Origin of the sequence: Enterococcus mundtii (genome assembly GCF_002813755.1) — a bacterium.
Classification (GTDB): domain Bacteria; phylum Bacillota; class Bacilli; order Lactobacillales; family Enterococcaceae; genus Enterococcus_B; species Enterococcus_B mundtii.
The window spans coordinates 734,427-752,977 of sequence record NZ_CP018061.1 but is presented as its reverse complement, the minus strand read 5'-3'; the positions used below and the strand labels follow the sequence as shown (position 1 = coordinate 752,977).

At 37.4% G+C, this 18,551-nt stretch carries 17 protein-coding genes; 1 reads left to right on the top strand and 16 read right to left on the bottom strand.

The window, feature by feature from the left end; genetic code table 11:
* Positions 1-16 precede the first annotated feature (16 nt).
* The 15 genes from EM4838_RS03660 to map form a co-directional block, all read right to left on the bottom strand.
* A complete protein-coding gene (locus EM4838_RS03660) occupies positions 17-1,603 on the bottom strand; it encodes a class I SAM-dependent methyltransferase (RefSeq protein ID WP_071865956.1) in 1,587 nt (528 codons plus the stop codon).
* Positions 1,593-2,813, bottom strand: a complete 1,221-nt coding sequence (locus EM4838_RS03655; protein WP_071865955.1) for an ABC transporter ATP-binding protein — start codon at positions 2,811-2,813, stop codon at positions 1,593-1,595. The genes EM4838_RS03660 and EM4838_RS03655 overlap by 11 nt, the downstream gene beginning before the upstream one ends.
* A gap of 11 nt (positions 2,814-2,824) precedes the next feature.
* Complete coding sequence (locus tag EM4838_RS03650; protein ID WP_019722596.1) at positions 2,825-3,631, bottom strand: ABC transporter permease; 807 nt, start codon at positions 3,629-3,631, stop codon at positions 2,825-2,827.
* Positions 3,632-3,971: 340 nt separating this feature from the next.
* Positions 3,972-5,201: an EpaQ family protein gene (locus EM4838_RS03645; protein WP_153188051.1), complete on the bottom strand. Its 1,230-nt coding sequence runs from the start codon at positions 5,199-5,201 to the stop codon at positions 3,972-3,974.
* Between the two features lie 117 nt (positions 5,202-5,318).
* Positions 5,319-7,334 carry a DUF7657 domain-containing protein gene (locus tag EM4838_RS03640; protein WP_071865954.1) on the bottom strand — a complete coding sequence of 672 codons (2,016 nt, stop codon included), beginning with the start codon at positions 7,332-7,334 and terminating at the stop codon, positions 5,319-5,321.
* Between the two features lie 46 nt (positions 7,335-7,380).
* Positions 7,381-8,232, bottom strand: a complete 852-nt coding sequence (gene rfbD / locus EM4838_RS03635; RefSeq protein WP_071865953.1) for a dTDP-4-dehydrorhamnose reductase — start codon at positions 8,230-8,232, stop codon at positions 7,381-7,383.
* A gap of 449 nt (positions 8,233-8,681) precedes the next feature.
* Positions 8,682-9,710: a dTDP-glucose 4,6-dehydratase gene (gene rfbB, locus EM4838_RS03630; protein ID WP_071865952.1), complete on the bottom strand. Its 1,029-nt coding sequence runs from the start codon at positions 9,708-9,710 to the stop codon at positions 8,682-8,684.
* A gap of 23 nt (positions 9,711-9,733) precedes the next feature.
* Complete coding sequence (gene rfbC, locus EM4838_RS03625; RefSeq protein WP_010735944.1) at positions 9,734-10,306, bottom strand: dTDP-4-dehydrorhamnose 3,5-epimerase; 573 nt, start codon at positions 10,304-10,306, stop codon at positions 9,734-9,736.
* Between the two features lie 13 nt (positions 10,307-10,319).
* Positions 10,320-11,186, bottom strand: a complete 867-nt coding sequence (gene rfbA / locus EM4838_RS03620; protein WP_010735945.1) for a glucose-1-phosphate thymidylyltransferase RfbA — start codon at positions 11,184-11,186, stop codon at positions 10,320-10,322.
* 98 nt (positions 11,187-11,284) lie between these two features.
* Positions 11,285-11,995, bottom strand: a complete 711-nt coding sequence (locus tag EM4838_RS03615; protein WP_071866072.1) for a glycosyltransferase family 2 protein — start codon at positions 11,993-11,995, stop codon at positions 11,285-11,287.
* Between the two features lie 4 nt (positions 11,996-11,999).
* Entirely contained in the window at positions 12,000-12,827 is an 828-nt protein-coding gene (locus EM4838_RS03610) for a glycosyltransferase (protein WP_071865951.1), read from the bottom strand.
* Positions 12,827-13,627, bottom strand: a complete 801-nt coding sequence (locus EM4838_RS03605; RefSeq protein ID WP_071865950.1) for a glycosyltransferase — start codon at positions 13,625-13,627, stop codon at positions 12,827-12,829. The genes EM4838_RS03610 and EM4838_RS03605 overlap by 1 nt, the downstream gene beginning before the upstream one ends.
* On the bottom strand, positions 13,627-14,757 hold the full coding sequence (locus EM4838_RS03600; RefSeq protein ID WP_071865949.1) for an MraY family glycosyltransferase: 1,131 nt from the start codon (positions 14,755-14,757) through the stop codon (positions 13,627-13,629). Before EM4838_RS03600 ends, EM4838_RS03605 begins: the two co-directional genes overlap by 1 nt.
* 77 nt (positions 14,758-14,834) lie before the next feature.
* Positions 14,835-15,758, bottom strand: a complete 924-nt coding sequence (locus EM4838_RS03595; RefSeq protein ID WP_010735950.1) for a YihY/virulence factor BrkB family protein — start codon at positions 15,756-15,758, stop codon at positions 14,835-14,837.
* Between the two features lie 693 nt (positions 15,759-16,451).
* Positions 16,452-17,216: a type I methionyl aminopeptidase gene (gene map / locus EM4838_RS03590; RefSeq protein ID WP_071865948.1), complete on the bottom strand. Its 765-nt coding sequence runs from the start codon at positions 17,214-17,216 to the stop codon at positions 16,452-16,454.
* A gap of 162 nt (positions 17,217-17,378) precedes the next feature.
* On the opposite strand from map, the gene EM4838_RS03585 reads away from it, so the two are divergent.
* Complete coding sequence (locus EM4838_RS03585; protein WP_010735952.1) at positions 17,379-17,822, top strand: flavodoxin; 444 nt, start codon at positions 17,379-17,381, stop codon at positions 17,820-17,822.
* A 113-nt stretch (positions 17,823-17,935) separates the two neighbouring features.
* Here the strand turns inward: EM4838_RS03585 and EM4838_RS03580 are convergent, their stop codons facing one another.
* Positions 17,936-18,505, bottom strand: coding sequence for a TetR/AcrR family transcriptional regulator (locus EM4838_RS03580; RefSeq protein ID WP_010735953.1), 570 nt, complete (start codon positions 18,503-18,505; stop codon positions 17,936-17,938).
* Between the last annotated feature and the right edge of the window lie 46 nt (positions 18,506-18,551).

Sequence of the window (18,551 nt, the reverse complement as noted above, 5' to 3'; positions counted from 1 at the left end):
TTACCTAATAAGTTATTTATATTTCAACTAGCCAAGACTGCCCATTTTCTGCAATCAATTCGATCAAAAATGATTTTTCTTGTTCACACGCTATCTGGATCTCAAAACCAGCTTTTGTGTGGGGAGGAAGTTTTTCGGCTTCATTCACTTCGGCTCGCTCAATCTGCTGAACCTCGAAGAATGGTGATTGATCTACAGACAACTTATAAGATAAAGGTTTACGTTCCGCATTTGAAATTCCCCATCCAATGATTTTGAGTAATTTTGTTTCTGGATCCCAATTTTTTTCGTCGACACAAAGAGAAAGTTCTTTGGCTTGGATTTTTTTTGCCGTTTCTTTTGGTCTCACCAATCGTCCTTTTGGCTTTATTGCCCAATTGTTAGGTTGCAACAAGTCAAAATATCGATCAGTCGTAGTCTTCAAGACTTTCGTCTGCTCTTTATTCTCTATTTGTAAGTGCTGGTTTTCTTTTGTTAATCTCTCGTTTTCAGCAGATAATTCTTTTTGAACAGCAGCCATAGGTTTGATTTCTCTAAGGACTTCAGCCATCGTTGCTGGTAATTCACCAATGAATCGATAATGGCAAGAGATTTTGATCGTTTCTCCACTTATATCGGTCAATTCTAGTCTTGGTGCTTCTGATCCATCAAAGATATAACAGTCTGTCGCTGTTTTGATGACCGCATTCGATGCGATAAAATCATGCTTTACTCCGTCTACTTCAACACTGAACTCAAGGTAACTTGGTTGCTTTTCAAATTGAAAAATAAAACTTGCCGGTTCTTCTGTCAGTGGAAAAGTCAATACTTGGTTTTCTCCCGTATAATTATTGAACGGGATCTGTAATATTTCTTCTTGCGTACTCTTTTTGATGATTTCCATCATTTTGACATAATTTGAATTTTGCGGTGAATTGATTTTAGCTTCCACATTTGGGTGTTTTTTCAATGAAAAGAAATACTGATACACTTCGCCAAATGGGCGCATTTTGAAATCATAACGAACTGCTTCTGATAAGTCAGTATATGCTGACTTCAATTCAGTATCCCCTACTGCTAGATATAAATAATCTTCAATGTTGATGTGCAGATCAGCGTTTGCAAATACTTTTTGGAAGCCTTCGTGGGTATAAAATGAATTATGTGTTTCATCTAATAGCCCAAACGAAGCCCACGGCAATTCGTTATTAAAGAGGTGAATCAATACAGAGTTATGCACGAGATTAGGGAAAGTAATCAAAATCTCGCCTTCTTCATTTAGAAATTCTCTGACTTTTTTTAATGTCTTCAAAGGATCCACTAAATGTTCCAAGACATCTGCAAATAAAATATAATCAAATGTTTGACCAGCATAATATTTTGCCCATTCAAAACTTTCAATGTCGCCATAAAAACCATCTTGTGCAATTTCATTGACGTAATCAAATAGTTCTTTGTCCAGTTCAACGATGCTTACTTCACAGTTTTTTGCACCGATCAAATGTTTCGTCATGCGTCCATTGCCAGGACCAAATTCCAAGACTTTACTTCCTGGTTTGATTTGTCCAACAATCTTACCTACGCTACTTTGTTCATCTAAATCCATCTCGAAATCATACTTCATTGTTTTGATCTCCTTCTTTCCACTGGTGATCCAAGACCACGATCCCTTCACCAATATAAGAACCCGTCACAAATAAGTTCATATACTTCGTTTTATACACTAGTGGGACGGTGGCATTTTCTTCAAAAACCGCCACATCGAAATAGTATTCGCCAGCAAGTAAGCCTAACTTCTTATACTTGAGATAAAAGACATTTTTTCCTTTTTCCCAAGGAATTGTGATATCGTCCAGTAAAGTATTCAAGCCACAGACATAGAAATTATCGACCGTTCGTAGGGCAATCCCTAACACAGGTTTTTTGATAGTATCATCTTTCACTTCATAGGTGACCTTTACATAAAGATCTTCCCCTTGTTCTAACATATCGATCGGTTTCTTGTTTTCATCTAGTAATTCAGCACTTAACACATCGACGATATCTGGGGCAGCAAAACGCTCCACTTGATTTTTGTTACGATCCACTGTTTTTACTGATTTTTTCTTTAAGAAGTTTTCGTAATTGGTTGTCACATCCATCGTATCTCCAAATTCTACAACTTCACCATTTTTTAGCCAGTAAGAGCGGTCGCAGAAACGACGGATCGAGCTGATGTCATGGGAAACAAATAAAATCGTCTTCCCAGAATTTTTGATTTCCGTAAATTTTTCCATACATTTCAATTGGAACTCCAAGTCACCTACTGCGAGTGCCTCATCAACAATCAGAATATCTGGATTGACATTGATCGCTACCGCAAAAGCTAAGCGCACGAACATCCCACTTGAGTAAGTTTTTACAGGTTGATAAACGTGGTCTCCGATATCTGCGAAATCAATGATGTCATCCACCATCGCATCGACTTCTTCACGGGAAAAGCCAAGAACCATTCCATTTAAATAAATATTTTCATATCCAGAATATTCTGGATTAAAACCTGAACCCAATTCAAGTAAGGCAGAAATCTTTCCTTCGATCTCCATGGTTCCACTTGTTGGAGTCAAAACGCCTGTAATGATTTTGAGCATCGTTGATTTACCAGAACCATTTTCACCGACAAAACCGATCATTTCACCTTTTTTGATCTCTACATCAATATTTTTCAATGCATAGAACACATCATGGTACGATTTCTTGAACGGATTCAAAGCTTCTCTAAAACGATCCGTCGGTTTCGCATACATATTGTATGATTTAGTGATGTTGTTTAATTTAATTGCGTATTCTGTCATAACTATACTCCTTACAGCACATCTGAAAAATGTGGTTTCAATCTACGGAACACCAAGGAACCGATTACGAACATGATTAATGTAACTACCCAAAAATAGATTGTATAAGTACCATGTTCCCAGAACCAAGCTTGACTTAAGAAGGATTCACGGTAACCTTGAACAACATAATACAATGGGTTTAGTTTTAAAATCTTTATGATTGCTGGATTAAATTGACTTGGACTCCAAAGAATCGGCAATGTCCACATAATCAGCTGTAGTAAAATCGTGATAAATTGCATGATATCTGGTATAAAAGGTTGAATCGAGGCGGTCAACCACGTCAATCCGGTCAAAAAGGCGACCATACAAAATAGATAATAAATCAATTGTAAAGACATGACCGTTGGAAAAATACCATGTCCCATTGTTACGACTAAACCAATCAAAATAAAGAACATATGTGAGTACAGGTTTGAAAGGATTTTAGTTGTTGGTAAGATACGGATATTGAATACCACTTTTTTCACTAAATAGGTGTATTCTCGGAAAACAAGTGTTGTAGAGGTAAACGCATCTGAGAAAAAGAACCATGGGACCATCCCTGTGATCAGATAGACGATAAACGGATACTTCCCATCAGTCATCGCCGCTTTCAAGCCGAAGCCAAAGACTAACCAGTAAATGAGAACCGTAAACACGGGATTGATGAACGCCCATAAAATCCCTAAAAATGAACCCGCAAAACGTGATTTAAAATCGTTTAACGAGAATTGAAGTAATAGCTTTCGATTTTGATAGATATCCTTCATAAATAAAAACAAATCTTTCAACATTTGTGTTCCTCCAAGCAGTTTCAATTAATTACAGTCAACAGCCATTTTACCACATATTGAGCCAAGGACTGCGATATTCGTTGTTTCTTAATTTTCTATTAAGTAAACTTTTTATCAACGTTACTATTTTACAAAAGATGATACTTAATTGCAATGAAGCAAAAAACGTGGGCTTGCCTAAAAAAGGCTTACCCACGTTTTTATTTTATTGATTGAGGTTGAGACAGAAGTGTTCAGCCTTGTTTCCGAAGTGCTTGCTCCTGTTCTCACCATTTATTCGATTCTAAGGTGAAAGACGAAATTGATTGTTACTGTTGTCTCACACCCCTTATTTTCAAATTCAGTGATAGCGTGCAAGTCTTGAAGTTGACAGTTGATTTTCCTCTTGTATTTTTATTTGCTTACCCTGTGGCTGATCGTAACGATGACTTGCCATCGCTAACAACAAGTAGCCGATAGGTACCCAAGGGAAAGAAGTCAATGTATCTTCCATAAACGATTGGATCATTACTGCCATGAATGCCCATAAGAACGTAAGCTGTCCATTCGAATAATCTGCTTTCAGTGTTAGTCTTCCAACAAAAACAAGTAATAAAATCCCTACAATTGCGATTCCTATCAATCCATATAAATTCAAAATAGAATTATAACTATTGTGATTACCTAAAACCTCATCCCCACGAAAATAAAGAAAAGGCTTCATTCCAACCAGTAGTTGCTCCGTACTCTCGGAAATCGTTTGATAAAATTTCAGCCATATGCCTTCTCTTCCAGTGAAAAGATTGATCTCTTCAGAAGTAGCAGCTAAATAGGATATCGGTAGCGCCAGACTAAAAATAGCTAAATAGCCGATAAAAGGTGCACGAATAAATTTAAAGAATCTTTTAGGCCAGATATCTAATAAAGCAAAAATGATGATCGCAATCAATGCCGAGCGTGATTGACATACCCAGATTCCTAAAAATGCAGCGACGATCGCTGGTACCCCAAGAATCCGAATATACCAACGTTCAAACGAACTGGCGAAACCACTGATCAGTAGTCCAAGCATCATCAACGAGCTACCGATCGTATTTGTATTGATCCAAATATCGGATAATTTATTATCTTGGTTCCATATGCTTTGTCCTTCAGGTACTTGAATCTCTGTAAATACTCGATATACCGTAACAGCAAGGAAAAATGAGAAGACAAGCAAATAAATCCCTCGATCTACTTTGTCAAATTCGATCCACTTTACACTCAATCCAATCAGAATCAGGATTGGGATCAACAGGTTACCTGCCAAAGAACCATCTCGTATCCCACTGAAATACGTATAGAAACAGAAGATGACAACTGCTGCTCCTAGATAAAAAAAGTCAAATCCTCTTGCTTTATAGATATTCAGTCCTGTTAAGACAAATACACCAAAAGTGACGAACTGTGCGCTATGTTCATATAAAAATAAAGTAGCTGGTGTCCCTATACCGATCGTCCAGACAGAAAAAAGAGCGATCAGCATCAACAACAAAATCCCAGTACTCATTTTATTTATGAATTTTTCGACAAATGTTTGAATGGTTTCCACCTCCTCTTCTAAATAATACTTTTTAAGAATGGATGATTGGATCAGCGTAACCAATAAGGTCTCTGGCTAATCCAATATCTCCATTTTTAGCACACATCTTCTTCAAACTACAAATTTTTATTGACCTGTTGATTGGGTTTGCCAAATAGCATAGTTTGGATAGGCTACTTCATAGATCATGTGCCCATCGTCGTCTGGTCCATATAATTTAGTGAACTGCGCTTCATTACGCTGGTTATAGTCATCTAAAGGACGCTTGGTTACGACATATTTGATGCCTAACTTTTCAGCATCATCAAAATTCAAAGTCACTGAGAACATGTCTGGACGATCTAGCTTGAAGGCTGTATCTTCTTTAGCAATAAAGGCTCTAGTATGAGCATAACGATTGTAAAAACGCTCATATTCCCCTTCTGGATCAATCAATTGCCATGCAGCTTTGTCTGGATAAAAGCGGACCGTATTGAACGCCTTCACTCCTAAAGCCGGTGTGAAGTTATAGAGCTCATCTTCGGTTAACCATACTTGACCTGGATCTTGTTGGTCGATTCTTTGGATTTCCTTAGCTAACGTTTTTTCAAAAATCGCACCTGTTCCTTGGACAACTGGATTCACAAAGAAGCCAGAAGCAATGATCAATGCACTAAATGAAAGGTAGAAAAATACGCGTTGTCGAAACAGTGCAAATGCTAAAAGGAGTGTTCCCAAAACAATCACACTGATCAGCTCAAGGTCAGAGAAATACCCTTCCATCTTGGAACCTTGTAACGCATAGTAATAGATACCTGCATTAGCAATCAATAAGACGAATTTATACCACGTAGGGATGACATCGTGTTTCCAAATGTACGCGATAAACCAAATCGATAATAGAAATGCCGCAAAGCTGAAAGTCAAGATCGCACGAAATGGTGGGACAAATGATAACAAGGTCAATTGAGCCATCGTTCTAGGTAAGCCAATGGTGATCCAAAAGATCGCGAATAGACAAAAGAGCATTAAGATCCGACCAATAATTTTTTGATCGTCGTCTTTTTTCCCAAACAAGACAAATGGACTTGCTAAAAAGACAGTTGGGAAGAAATGGTAAAATAGTGCTACTTCTGAATTATTTGAGAAACTGATATCTTCGAATGGGATTTTCCAGTTCGTTAAGAAATAGAAAAATTCACTAAATTTCCATTTACCACCTGTACTTACTCGATTCCCAGGATACAACGTATTCAAAGAGGCGAGTAACGCATCTTTAGAAATTGACCAAAAATGCCACATGACAATACCAATAAACAACAACGCAGCAGTAATCAATACAGCGTCAAACCAATCCCATTGTATTTTTTTGCGGTAATAGACCAGTAAACCGACAAAATAAAAAACTAATAGATAGGCGAGCATCACTTGATGGGCCGGATAGATGACTAAGATAAAGCCGAGACCGAATATGACCACTAGTAACATCATCAATGCGCGCAGCCACTTTTTTTCATGTTGATAAAAATAATGATAAAAGGCGACCATTAAACCAATCGTAAAGAAAATCAAATCGCCAACGTGTTGCATGAACCACCATTGAACAGCTGGTGAGAAGGTCAATGCAAATGAACCGATCAACGAAAGTGGCTTGTTTCGTTTCGTTAAGATCATCAGTAGTTCAAATCCTAACAGGACCATGACTACCAGTTTCATTGCCCAATAAAAAGATAACCCTCGATCCCTTCCTAAAAAGAAGAATCCCCAGTTAAATGGTTTACCGATAACAGTGATATCTTTCACTGGTGAATTGTAGGCAATGATCATATTTTGTCCATTCAATGAATAATCTTCGTTGATGACCGGATAGCCCGATTCTGCTTGAGAGAAATAAAAAGGCGTTTGGACCAGCCATTCATCTGAACGAACTTCTCGATTTTGACCAAAAATCACATCCGTCTTTTTTCCATCATCTCTTTGTGACACATAGTTATCCCAACTGCCGATCGAACTACCATTCAAGTTGAATGTCACAACGATAACGATCACCAGTAAACCAATCACATAACGCAATTTCAATAGGATATCTAAAAATGGATGCGTCTGTTCTATTTCCGTTTGTCGTGATTTATCTCGCCTTGCACTTCTTGTTTGTTTTTCCATAAAATTCTCCAATTTCTTCGTTGTTTCTTTTTTCTAAGGAAAAACCTTATTTGTTTAATTTTTCAGAAGCTTGTAACATTTGTTCAAGTGCTTCTTGCCACGTTGGAATAATAAAACCAAGATTTTCCGTTTTTTTCAGGCTCATCACTGAATATTGTGGACGTGTTGCTTTTTGTGGATATTCAGCTGAAGTAACAGGTGCTACTTCTACTGCTGTATCTTTTAAGATTTCTTTTGCGAATTCATACCATGAACAACTATTCTCATTTGATAGATGATAAACACCATATGGTACTTTTTCTTCGATTACATAGACCATAAATTCAGCTAGTGTGCGTGTCCATGTCGGACGTCCAAATTGGTCATTGACCACTGTTAATCGATCATGGGTTTGTGCCAAACGTTGCATCGTATAAACAAAGTTATGACCATATACGCCAAATACCCATGACGTACGAATAATATAATAATCTTCTAAAATTTCCTGCACTGCTTGTTCGCCTAGTAGTTTTGTACGACCATATTCATTCAATGGATTCGTTGCATCATCTTCTAGATATTCTTCATCTTCTTTTTTACCATCAAAGACATAATCGGTACTGATATAAATCAATTTCGCATTCACTGCTTTCGCTGCCAATGCAACATTTCTCGTTCCGTCTACATTGATTTTTTCATCTAATTCTTTTCCTTCGTCTTCTGCTTTATCGACAGCAGTATAGGCTGCACAATGGAAGATGACTTCAGGCTTTAAGTCTGTGATATAAGTCATTGTTTTTTCTGCATCCGTGATATCCAGTTCTTGGGCGTCAGTCGAAACATAATCTAACCCTTTCTCATCTAATAAATGACGTAACTCGGTACCAAGTTGACCATTTCCACCTGTTAATAAAAACATAACGCAATCGCTCCTTGATTTATTTATTTTTAAATTGTTTTTGTAAAAATATCATTAGCTTTCTTGTTGTCTTTAATGAACGCTTTATCTTTTGAAGACGATTCATTCAACTGTTTGTTCGGAGTATTGGACAAAAATAACGGTATCTTTCTCTCCCCTTACCCCAAAACAACGGCAGAACAGTTATGTTCTAACCACGTTCTAAGAACCAAGCTTATTCTACCATATCGGTTCTCGCTTTTCGAGAGGATGAGCATCCATCAAGCGCTCTTAAAAACTTTTTCATGAAAAAAGGGGCAGCGTCAGTTAAACGCAGTGCCCCTTCATTGACTATTTAAAAGAGGTTGAGTCTCTCAAGCTATCTATTCAAGCAAGAAAAACATCCGATAAGAGGAAGTCTTTGACTCTTATCTACGCAGCTTGTCCGAGGAAGCTTGGTTGCTCACCTCTTATTGTCCATTTTTAGCGTAAGCTGCTTCAACTGCTTCTTTCTCTTTTTGCCACCATTCTTGGTTCTCTTCGTACCACTTGATGGTTTCTGCTAAACCATCCCGGAAATTAGTGAACTCTGGTTGCCAACCCAGTTCTTGACGAAGCTTGGTTGAGTCGATCGCATAACGCAAATCATGGCCAGCACGATCTTTGACATGTTCATAGGCATCTTTAGGCTGACCCATCATTTCTAAGATCATTTCCAACACGGTTTTGTTATCTTCCTCGCCATCAGCGCCAATCAAATAGGTTTCCCCAATATTTCCTTTGGTTAGGATCAACCATACGGCAGAAGAGTGGTCATTCGTATGGATCCAATCACGAACATTTTTTCCTTCTCCATATAACTTAGGTTGGATACCACTTAAAATATTAGTGATTTGACGTGGAATGAATTTTTCAATGTGTTGATAAGGTCCGTAGTTGTTGGAACAATTTGAGATTGTCGCCTTTAGTCCAAATGAACGAACCCAAGCTTTCACTAATAAATCAGAACCAGCTTTTGTTGAAGAATAGGGGCTGGACGGGTTGTAAGGTGTTTCCGCAGTGAACTTCTCACCTTCACCCTCGCCATGACCTGGTAAATCTTCACGTAATGGTAGGTCACCATAGACTTCATCCGTAGAAACATGATGATAACGAACATCGTACTTACGGCAAGCTTCTAGCAATGTATACGTACCAATGATGTTCGTGTGTACAAATGGAAACGGATCTTTAAGTGAATTATCATTATGTGATTCAGCAGCATAATGAACCACTGCATCTGCTTTTTCCACTAATCGATCGACTAATTCTGCATCTGCGATATCTCCGACAACCAGCTCCACACGATCAGCTGGCAATCCTGCTAGATTTTCTTTGTTTCCTGCATAAGTTAATTTATCTAAGACTGTCACATGTACTTCTGGGTGGTTTTGTACAACATAATGTACAAAATTTGATCCAATGAAGCCTGCTCCACCAGTAACAATGATATTTTTCATTTAATATTTCTCCTCATCAAATGTTAGATTTCACCATAAACAAATGGGTTTTCTGCTTCAAATTCTTTCAGTGTAGGATGATTATGATCTTTTTCAGACATGATTGCTTTTGAAAGATCGATCGGCCAATCAATCGCTAACTCTGGATCGTCAAATGCGATCCCACCGTCTGCTGCGGCATCATAATAATTATCGCATTTATAAAGGAAATTCACATTTGGTGTCAACGTCACAAAACCATGTGCGTATCCCTTAGGTACAAGTAATTGACGATGATTGTGTTCAGATAAGATATAACTTTCCCACTGTCCATAGGTCGGACTACCTTTACGAATATCGACGATCACATCTAAGACTGCTCCTGAAGTGACACGGATCAATTTTGTTTGAGCGGATGCCCCTTTTTGAAAATGCAAGCCACGAATCACTCCCGCTTCAGCAGATAAAGAGTGATTGTCTTGGACAAAATCAAAATCTAATCCATGTTCCGCAAATTTTGCTTTTGAATAGCTTTCTGTAAAGAAACCACGATGGTCCCCAAAAACATCCATTTCGATAATTTTAACATCTGTTAATTTAGTATCCGTCACTTTCATCACTAAAAACTCCTTATTCAGCAGCCAATCTTAATAAGTATTGACCATATTGATTTTTTTTCAGTGGTTCTGCCAAAACAGCTAATTGTTGTTTGTCGATATAGCCCATTCGATAAGCCACCTCTTCTAAACAAGCAACTTTTAAGTTTTGACGCTTTTCAATCGTTTCAATAAAGGTAGAAGCTTCAAGTAAAGATTCATGCGTGCCTGTGTCTAACCAAGCAAAACCACGTCCCATAATCTCTACAGAAAGTTTTCCTCTTTCTAAATACGCTTTATTGACGTCAGTGATTTCTAATTCACCACGCTCAGATGGTTTGATTTCTTTTGCAATTGAAATCACATCGTTGTCGTAGAAATAAAGTCCTGTGACAGCATAATTTGATTTTGGTTCTGTTGGTTTCTCTTCAATAGAGAGAGCTTGCATATTTTCATCAAATTCGACCACACCAAAACGTTCCGGATCATTAACATGATACCCAAAAACGGTCGCTCCACTTTCTCTAGAGGCAGCACGTTGTAACATTTTTGATAGTCCGCCACCATAGTAGATATTATCTCCTAAAACAAGGCAAACACTATCATCGCCAATAAATTCTTCCCCAATGATAAAAGCTTGAGCTAAGCCATCGGGACTCTCTTGAACCGCATATTCAAGGTGAATACCTAGATCATGCCCATTTCCAAATAATTCTTTAAAGCGTGGGGTATCTTGAGGTGTTGAAATAATCAATATCTCCTTGATACCTGCCAACATCAAAATAGACATTGGATAATAGATCATTGGTTTATCGTAGACTGGCATCAACTGTTTCGAGGTTGCCTTTGTTAGTGGATATAAGCGTGTTCCGCTTCCTCCCGCAAGGATGATTCCTTTCATGAATATAAGCGCTCCTTTTTCTTTGAATTTTCACTTTTGTTATTATCTCATCAATCCTGCTATTTGTCATGGATTTCTTGAGAATTTAACAATATCTTTTAGGGATGTTTTTTCCATTTCCGCTGTATAAGTGCTTGGATCAAATGGATCCGCCAAGCGATTTTCTGGCGCCAACTACTCTTCGTTTCAATTTCACTTGCATTAAAATCGTGTCGCCGATAAAGAGTCAAGGGTTCTCGAATAAAGCCCGCATGATTTCCCGCCAGCAAACCAATCCACATGTCATGCATCGGTACATTGTCAGGTATCGGTAAGATCGTCTCTTTTAATGAAGAGCGAAAAGCCATCCCTGCACCGATATAGTTACTACGAATCAAATTCGTCAACCAGCCTTCTTTGGATCTCCTAAAGGTAAAGTATGAGGAATGGATCTCATTCAACTGGCTATCTACGATCACTAAATCTGAAATAACTACTAGTTGTTTTGGATGAAGGCTAAAGTATTGTGTGATTTTCTCTACTTTCCCATCTAACCATACATCATCTTGATCTGCTAAAAATATCAGGTCTCCCTGAGCTTGTTCAATCGCAAAGCCAAAATTTTTGATCAAACCTTGTTTAGGACCTTCAAAAAGTTTGATACGTGGATCATTATGTGCATATTCTGTTAAGATCGACCAAGTATCATCGACTGAACCATCATCCGAAATAATCACTTCATCTTCTGGAGAAAGTTGCTTTAAGATACTATCCAATTGTTCTTTTAAATACGCGCCACCATTAAAGGTTGCTATACAAACCGATCGCATCATTTCACACCTTCCAATTATCAACAAACGAACGTAAAGTCATTCGCCAGATTTGACGATTCTTGACAGTCAAAAATTGCTTTGTCATTCTTAATACTAACTGCTTCCGATGTTGCATTAAATGCTGACGGTCGTATTCTTGGTAAAAGATCGACTCAGCAGCCAATATCGACTGATAGCGTGTTACGTTGACTTTTTTATAATCTAATACTGAGAGATCATGAGTTATTCTAGTGGGTAATACTGCAATTTCTTTGTTTAATTGTTTGATTTGCCAAAAAAGCCAATGATCTAAAAAATCGAGTGGGAACACGGTATTATAGCCATTGATTTCTCTTAAAAATGCGAGCGAGAATGCCGCGCCAGAATTGATTGCCATGATACGCTGACGTGTGACCACTGGCTCTTCGATCACTTCGAAGTGGCGATTGATATAGTGGTCTGCCCACACCGGAGAGATTTGTTTTGTACCAGAAAATACTAAGGGAACCGCAGCTACTCGTTCTGTTGTCCAAGTGAGTTCGGCTACGGTTTCTAAATAATCAGTACCTAACTGAGTGTCCTGATCTAATGTTATAAGTGTCTGTACCGTATCAGAAATGTGGTCAATTGCATAATTGTAAGCAACCGCTAGGCCTGGATTTGCTGGATCATGATGATAATGGACATTCTTTTCTGAATAAAGCACATCAGCATGTGCAACAGGACTATTATCAAAAATAACTAACTCCACTGTCCCAGCTTGCGTAGCTGTTTTTAAATAATCGTAAGAAGGCGATTGGCTGATTTTTTGGTGATACAATACGATCACTACTGCTATTTCTGGTGTCATTAGAAGAAAGTCCACCCCCACTTATGGAAGAATTTCATCATTGAATTTAAAAAGATTCGAAAAAGCTTGAAATTACGATGTGCTCCTTTTCCATATAGATGGATGACACTGTAACGTGGCGTATAAAGGATTTTTTCGTTTGCTTTTTCAAAACTTAAACAAAGATCATTATCTTCAAAATACATAAAGTAGCGAGTATCAAACCCATTGATTGATTTAAATTTCGCAACATCTACTACCATAAAACTACCAGAAATCATGCGAACATAAGAATCACGATCCTCCGGTAAATCACGACATTCAAAGCGAGTCAAGCGCCGATCAAACATTTTTTTGACAAATTTGAAAGGAATGAAACGTAGTACATAGTCGAATAGAGCTAAACGCTGTCTAATCAAGTATTGAGTCGTCCCATCTTCATTCAAGATTTTAGGTGCCAACATCGCACATTCAGGATGCGTTTCCAAGAGCGCAACCAGATCGATCACCGTCTGCTCGTCAACTAAGATATCTGGATTAAAAATCACCGCATATTGTGCAGCGCTTTGGAGCAAGGTATGGTTATGACCAAATCCAAAGCCTCGGTTTTCATTATTGAAATAAATATTCACGAACGGATATTTTAAATATTCGCGTAATCGATCTTGGTATTCAGGTGTCGAGTTATTATCAAAAATTTGAAATTCAATTGCCGGTTCTTCACCGATCGTCGCAATGATCGTATCTAATGTCTGGAATATTTTTTTACTATTTGCTGTCACAATGCTAATTAAAATCGGCATTTTTTTATTGTTCTCCATTAAGGTCTTTTCCATTTCTTAAAGTATTTCTGCATCACTTGTGTACGGTATTCTTTATTCCCTAAAAACCGTAATGTTTTTAGAATAAATTGGTATTTTTCATTGATCAATCCGATCAATTCAAATAATAAAATAGCAGCAAATAGCATCACTAAGAACAAAGCGATCGTTCCAAGGCTTCCCGTATAATTCATGATCATTGCAGTAAATGAAAACATCAAAGCAATGGAGTAGATCGTCAAAACAGCTCCTTTATGCGTAAAGCCTAAAGCGAGCAATCGATGATGCAAATGCTTCTTATCAGCCGTAGAAAATGATACTCGATTCGCTTTTCTACGAATGATTGCAAAAAAAGTATCTGTAACAGGTACCCCCATGATGATCAACAAAGAAATCGATGAAACAAACGTAACATTCTTTAATCCTTGTAAAGATAAAACCGCCATCATAAAGCCTAAGAAAAGTGCACCTGTATCTCCTAAATAAATCTTGGCTGGATAAAAATTATAAGGGAAAAAGCCGATGATACTTGCGACTAAACAAAAAATAACTATAGGTATATATACTGTTGAGGCATGTAAAAAAAAGTAGCCAATAATACCAATGGTCATCAAGCCAATCAAAGATATCCCTGCTGCTAAGCCATCTAAACCATCAATCAAATTGACTGCATTAGTAATCCCAAAAATCCAAAAAATGGTAACAGGAAAACTAAGCCAACCTAATTGGATATAACCTAAGAATGGTAAGGTAAAAGAATCGATTCTGATATCAGCGATGAAATAGACGATCAAAGCCGCTAATAAAATGCCAATACTTTTTTGCTTAGGTGAAAGTTCATATTTATCATCAAGTAATCCGGTCAACACGATGACGGATGCAGCCAATAATATAGGTAGAATATAAAATTTAGGGATGATATCTTTGAACAAAAACAAACTAGATATCACGAAGGAAACAAAGATAGGTAAGCCACCAGCTGAAGGCATCGGCACTTTGTTTATTCGTCGTTCATTCGGTTTATCGACCATCCCAGTTTGTACTGAAATTATTTTAAAAATGGGGGTCAATATCAAAGACAATAAAATTGTCAAAAAAATCCTTATTACCATACTAAAAGAAACCAGCATACGGGCACCTACTTTATTTAAAGAGTCATTAATAATTATAAAACACTGTCGCTATTTTACAATAAGAACTCGTGTTTCTAATTCTTTTTTTGAGAAAATTTATTTTTTAGTTTACCAAGCCATGTTGATGTGATGCTTCTTCGTTCTTTTATTTCGTTTCCTGTTATGTACTCTTGCACAACAGCATTGATGATTCCACCAAGAATAATGATCGTCGCAGCAAAGTTTAACCAAAGCATCAAAACGATAAAACTTCCGATGATTTGATAACCGCTCACACGCGTTGCAAAATAACGAGCATAAATCCCAAAAACTTGTGACAACAACATCCAACCAGTCGTTGCAAATACAGCACCAGGAATCACTGCTTTAAATTTCAATTGCGCATTTGGTACAATCCAATAAATCATAAACATGATCACAAATAATGCCACCAAAGTAATCGGCCATTTCAATGTTTGGAATTGGTCAATAAAGTTTACAGGTATTTTAAAGATCGGTTGAATCGCCTCTAAAATCATTTGTCCTAATCCAAGTACTAAAGTGACACCACTAATCGCAATCATGAACAAGATGATAACTATTAAGGAAAAGAAACGGACAATGATGAAATTTTCTCTATTTTCAACTCCATACGCTTTATTCATGGCAATCTGTAATGCATTGATACTCTGACTAGCTGACCATAAAGCTGCAATAGCTGACAATGACAACAAACTACCAGAACTTTGTGTCAACAAATTTTTTACCGCCGGTCCAATAAACTGATAGATCGTTTCAGGAATCACTTGGCGAATATAAGTCAAGACAGTTTCTTGATCGATTTGAAGATACGGTAGAATATTTCCAAGCGCAATAATCAATGGAAACAAAGATAAGAGTAAATAATAAGCCACAACTACTGAAGTCGTTCCCATTTCAGAATCAACGATCCTCTTTTGCGTCGTCTCAATAAAACGCATTAAATTCTTATGTTGTTTTATTTTATTCAAAATATTCATAGTAATCTCCTGTTCAAGGTTGTGAAAAAGCCGCTTAGCTCCAAGTATTAAGAGCAACATCGAGAAAATAGCTTCTCATATTTTTTCGATGTTGCTCTTAATATCGTAGGAGTTGGCTTTTGAACACCGTTTATCATAGGTTGTGAGAAAAGCGCTTTGACCTGAGCAGTAAGATAGAAAATCAGAAAATAGCTCCCCATATTTTTTGATTTTTTAGCTTAATGTTGAAGGTCAACTTTTCGTACACCGTTTATCAAGGTTGTGAAAGAAGCGGTCTACACTGAGTAATAAGGCAGAAAAATCGAAAATGGCTTTTTCATTTTGGATTTTTTTTACTTATTATTGAAGTGTTGCTTCTTGAACACCGTTTATCATAGGGTGTGAAAAAGCCGGTCAGCTCCAAGTATTAAGGTAGAATTTGAGAAAATAGCTCTTCATATTTTTTCAAATTTTGCCTTAATATTGAAGGAGCTGGCTTTTGAACACCGTTTATCTAGGTTGTAAAAAAAAGCTAATAACACTGAGGAAAAGGGTGGCAAACCAGAAAATAATAGACATATTTTTCCAATTGCCACCCTACTATCTTAGTTACTAGCTTTCCTACAACTTTTATCCATTATTTGAAGAAGAAAGTCATCTACAACTTTCTCTAGTTAATCAAACAGTTTGAAAACTGTTCACGGAAAGAAGAACTTAATAAGTTCCTTCCTCACCTTGAGAAGTCAAGATTTTTGGACCATCTTTAGTGATAGCCAATGTGTGTTCATATTGGCAAGATAACCCACCATCTCTGGTATACGCTGTCCAACCATTTGGGTCCATTTTCATTTTCCATGTTCCTGTATTGACCATTGGCTCGATCGTAATGACCATACCTTCTTTTAATCTTAGCCCTTTGCCAGGTTCACCATAGTGAGGAATAGTTGGTTCTTCATGGATCGTTGGTCCTACCCCATGTCCAACAAAGTCTCGTACGATTCCTAGATTTTCTCCTTCGACGTACGTTTGGATTGCATGACCAATATCCCCAATACGATTACCAACTTGTGCTTGCTCAATGCCGATATATAGTGCTTTTTTTGTCACTTCCATCAATCGATCAATTTCAGGTGTGGATTCACCGACCACATATGCCCAACAAGAATCAGAGATTCCGCCTTTTAAGTCGATACACATATCTACTTTCACTAAGTCACCACTTTTAAGTGGTTTTTTTCGGGGAAACCCATGACAGATCTCATCATTGATGCTGATACATGTCGCATATTCGTATCCTTCAAATCCAATTTGGGCAGCGACTCCGCCATGACTTTCAATATAATTACGCACAAATACTTCGATATCCCAACTAGTTACTCCTGGTTTAATGAAGTCTCGCAGATTTTTATGGACATCTGCTAATAATGCACCAGACTCTGCCATTGCTTCGATCTCACGTGCTGATTTTAATGTTATCATCTATTCTCGTCTCCTTTTTACAAATCCTTTTTATTTTAACATAGTAGGAAGTATTTAGCCAAATCCCATAGTACCTTTATAAATCTCGCTTCCTTTTTCTCAAACTTTTGGTATAATTGGTAGTTGTTGAAATGCTATTCATTAAAATTTAGGAGGCGCCTTATGGCTTTAGCAAAAATCGTTTATGCAAGTATGACTGGTAACACGGAAGAAATCGCCGATATTGTTGCAGAGGCTCTGGAAAATATGGATATCGATGTTGAAATCAATGAATGCACACAAGTAGATGCAGAAGACTTTCAAGAAGCAGATATTTGCGTAGTTGCTACTTATACATACGATGACGGTGATCTACCGGACGAAATCGTTGATTTCTATGAGGACTTACAAGAACTTGAATTACCTGGAAAAATCTACGGAGTGTGTGGATCTGGAGATACTTTCTATGATGAGTTTTGTAAGTCAGTGGACGATTTTGATGCTGCCTTTGCAAAAACTGGTGCTGTTAAAGGTGCCGAAAGTGTGAAAGTTGATTTAAACGCTGAGGAAGAAGATATTGAAAATCTTGAAGCGTTCGCAAAATCTCTTGTATCCATGTTATCTTAATCACAAAAAGAAGGATGTGTTTACCACATCCTTCTTTTTGTTTAGAAGCATTACGTTTTGTAAATCAAGGCATTACTATCAAATGGGGTCGATCAATTTTTCAAATAAGCAGATCAGTCTACTTCAATCGGATCTTTTAAGCTTAAAATGGCATTGATGCTGTCTTGGATCATCTTTTCGATTTGTGTATCCGTCGGATGGATGATATTCGATGACATCAAAGCTGCGATACCTGTTGCAATGATCCAAGTCCCATTGTGAAGCGAGACTAGTTTATCATCTGACAAGTCCATGTATTTTGGATCTTCTTTCACTACGTCCATAAAGTAATTATAGGAGAAATTTTGCATCTCTCTTCCGCCGCCATACTCTTCCAAGTAAAGTGAGCTATATAATTTCTTTTCACGATTTGCGAAATGGATGTAATTCAACGCTAGATCGACAATCGTATTGCCGGTATGTTCTACAGGAAAGACTTCGTATTTTAGATAATCGTAGATTTGCTCAAATAGCGCGTGTTTCAAATCATCCATATTTTTAAACTCTAAATAGATTGGTTGAGTAGAACAGTTCATTTTATTTGCAATGTTTCTCGCAGTGAATTTTGAAAATCCTTCATTGGCAGCAACTTCATAGGCGGCTGCCAAAATCTGCTCCTTTGTTATCGTTTTTTTTCTTGCCATAATTTTCTAATCTCCTTGAAATTTTTTATAACGCTTCCACCATTGA

What these genes read in the sequence shown, in the direction of transcription:
- EM4838_RS03610 (WP_071865951.1), bottom strand. Translation starts at nt 12,827, where the DNA reads ATGACACCAGAAATAGCAGTAGTGATCGTATTGTATCACCAAAAAATC.
- EM4838_RS03585 (WP_010735952.1), top strand. Translation starts at nt 17,379, where the DNA reads ATGGCTTTAGCAAAAATCGTTTATGCAAGTATGACTGGTAACACGGAA.
- rfbC (WP_010735944.1), bottom strand. Translation starts at nt 10,306, where the DNA reads ATGAAAGTGACGGATACTAAATTAACAGATGTTAAAATTATCGAAATG.
- EM4838_RS03580 (WP_010735953.1), bottom strand. Translation starts at nt 18,505, where the DNA reads ATGGCAAGAAAAAAAACGATAACAAAGGAGCAGATTTTGGCAGCCGCC.
- rfbB (WP_071865952.1), bottom strand. Translation starts at nt 9,710, where the DNA reads ATGAAAAATATCATTGTTACTGGTGGAGCAGGCTTCATTGGATCAAAT.
- rfbA (WP_010735945.1), bottom strand. Translation starts at nt 11,186, where the DNA reads ATGAAAGGAATCATCCTTGCGGGAGGAAGCGGAACACGCTTATATCCA.
- rfbD (WP_071865953.1), bottom strand. Translation starts at nt 8,232, where the DNA reads ATGTTTTTATTAACAGGTGGAAATGGTCAACTTGGTACCGAGTTACGT.
- EM4838_RS03615 (WP_071866072.1), bottom strand. Translation starts at nt 11,995, where the DNA reads ATGCGATCGGTTTGTATAGCAACCTTTAATGGTGGCGCGTATTTAAAA.
- EM4838_RS03595 (WP_010735950.1), bottom strand. Translation starts at nt 15,758, where the DNA reads ATGAATATTTTGAATAAAATAAAACAACATAAGAATTTAATGCGTTTT.
- EM4838_RS03650 (WP_019722596.1), bottom strand. Translation starts at nt 3,631, where the DNA reads ATGTTGAAAGATTTGTTTTTATTTATGAAGGATATCTATCAAAATCGA.
- map (WP_071865948.1), bottom strand. Translation starts at nt 17,216, where the DNA reads ATGATAACATTAAAATCAGCACGTGAGATCGAAGCAATGGCAGAGTCT.
- EM4838_RS03655 (WP_071865955.1), bottom strand. Translation starts at nt 2,813, where the DNA reads ATGACAGAATACGCAATTAAATTAAACAACATCACTAAATCATACAAT.
- EM4838_RS03605 (WP_071865950.1), bottom strand. Translation starts at nt 13,627, where the DNA reads ATGGAGAACAATAAAAAAATGCCGATTTTAATTAGCATTGTGACAGCA.
- EM4838_RS03660 (WP_071865956.1), bottom strand. Translation starts at nt 1,603, where the DNA reads ATGAAGTATGATTTCGAGATGGATTTAGATGAACAAAGTAGCGTAGGT.
- EM4838_RS03600 (WP_071865949.1), bottom strand. Translation starts at nt 14,757, where the DNA reads ATGCTGGTTTCTTTTAGTATGGTAATAAGGATTTTTTTGACAATTTTA.
- EM4838_RS03640 (WP_071865954.1), bottom strand. Translation starts at nt 7,334, where the DNA reads ATGGAAAAACAAACAAGAAGTGCAAGGCGAGATAAATCACGACAAACG.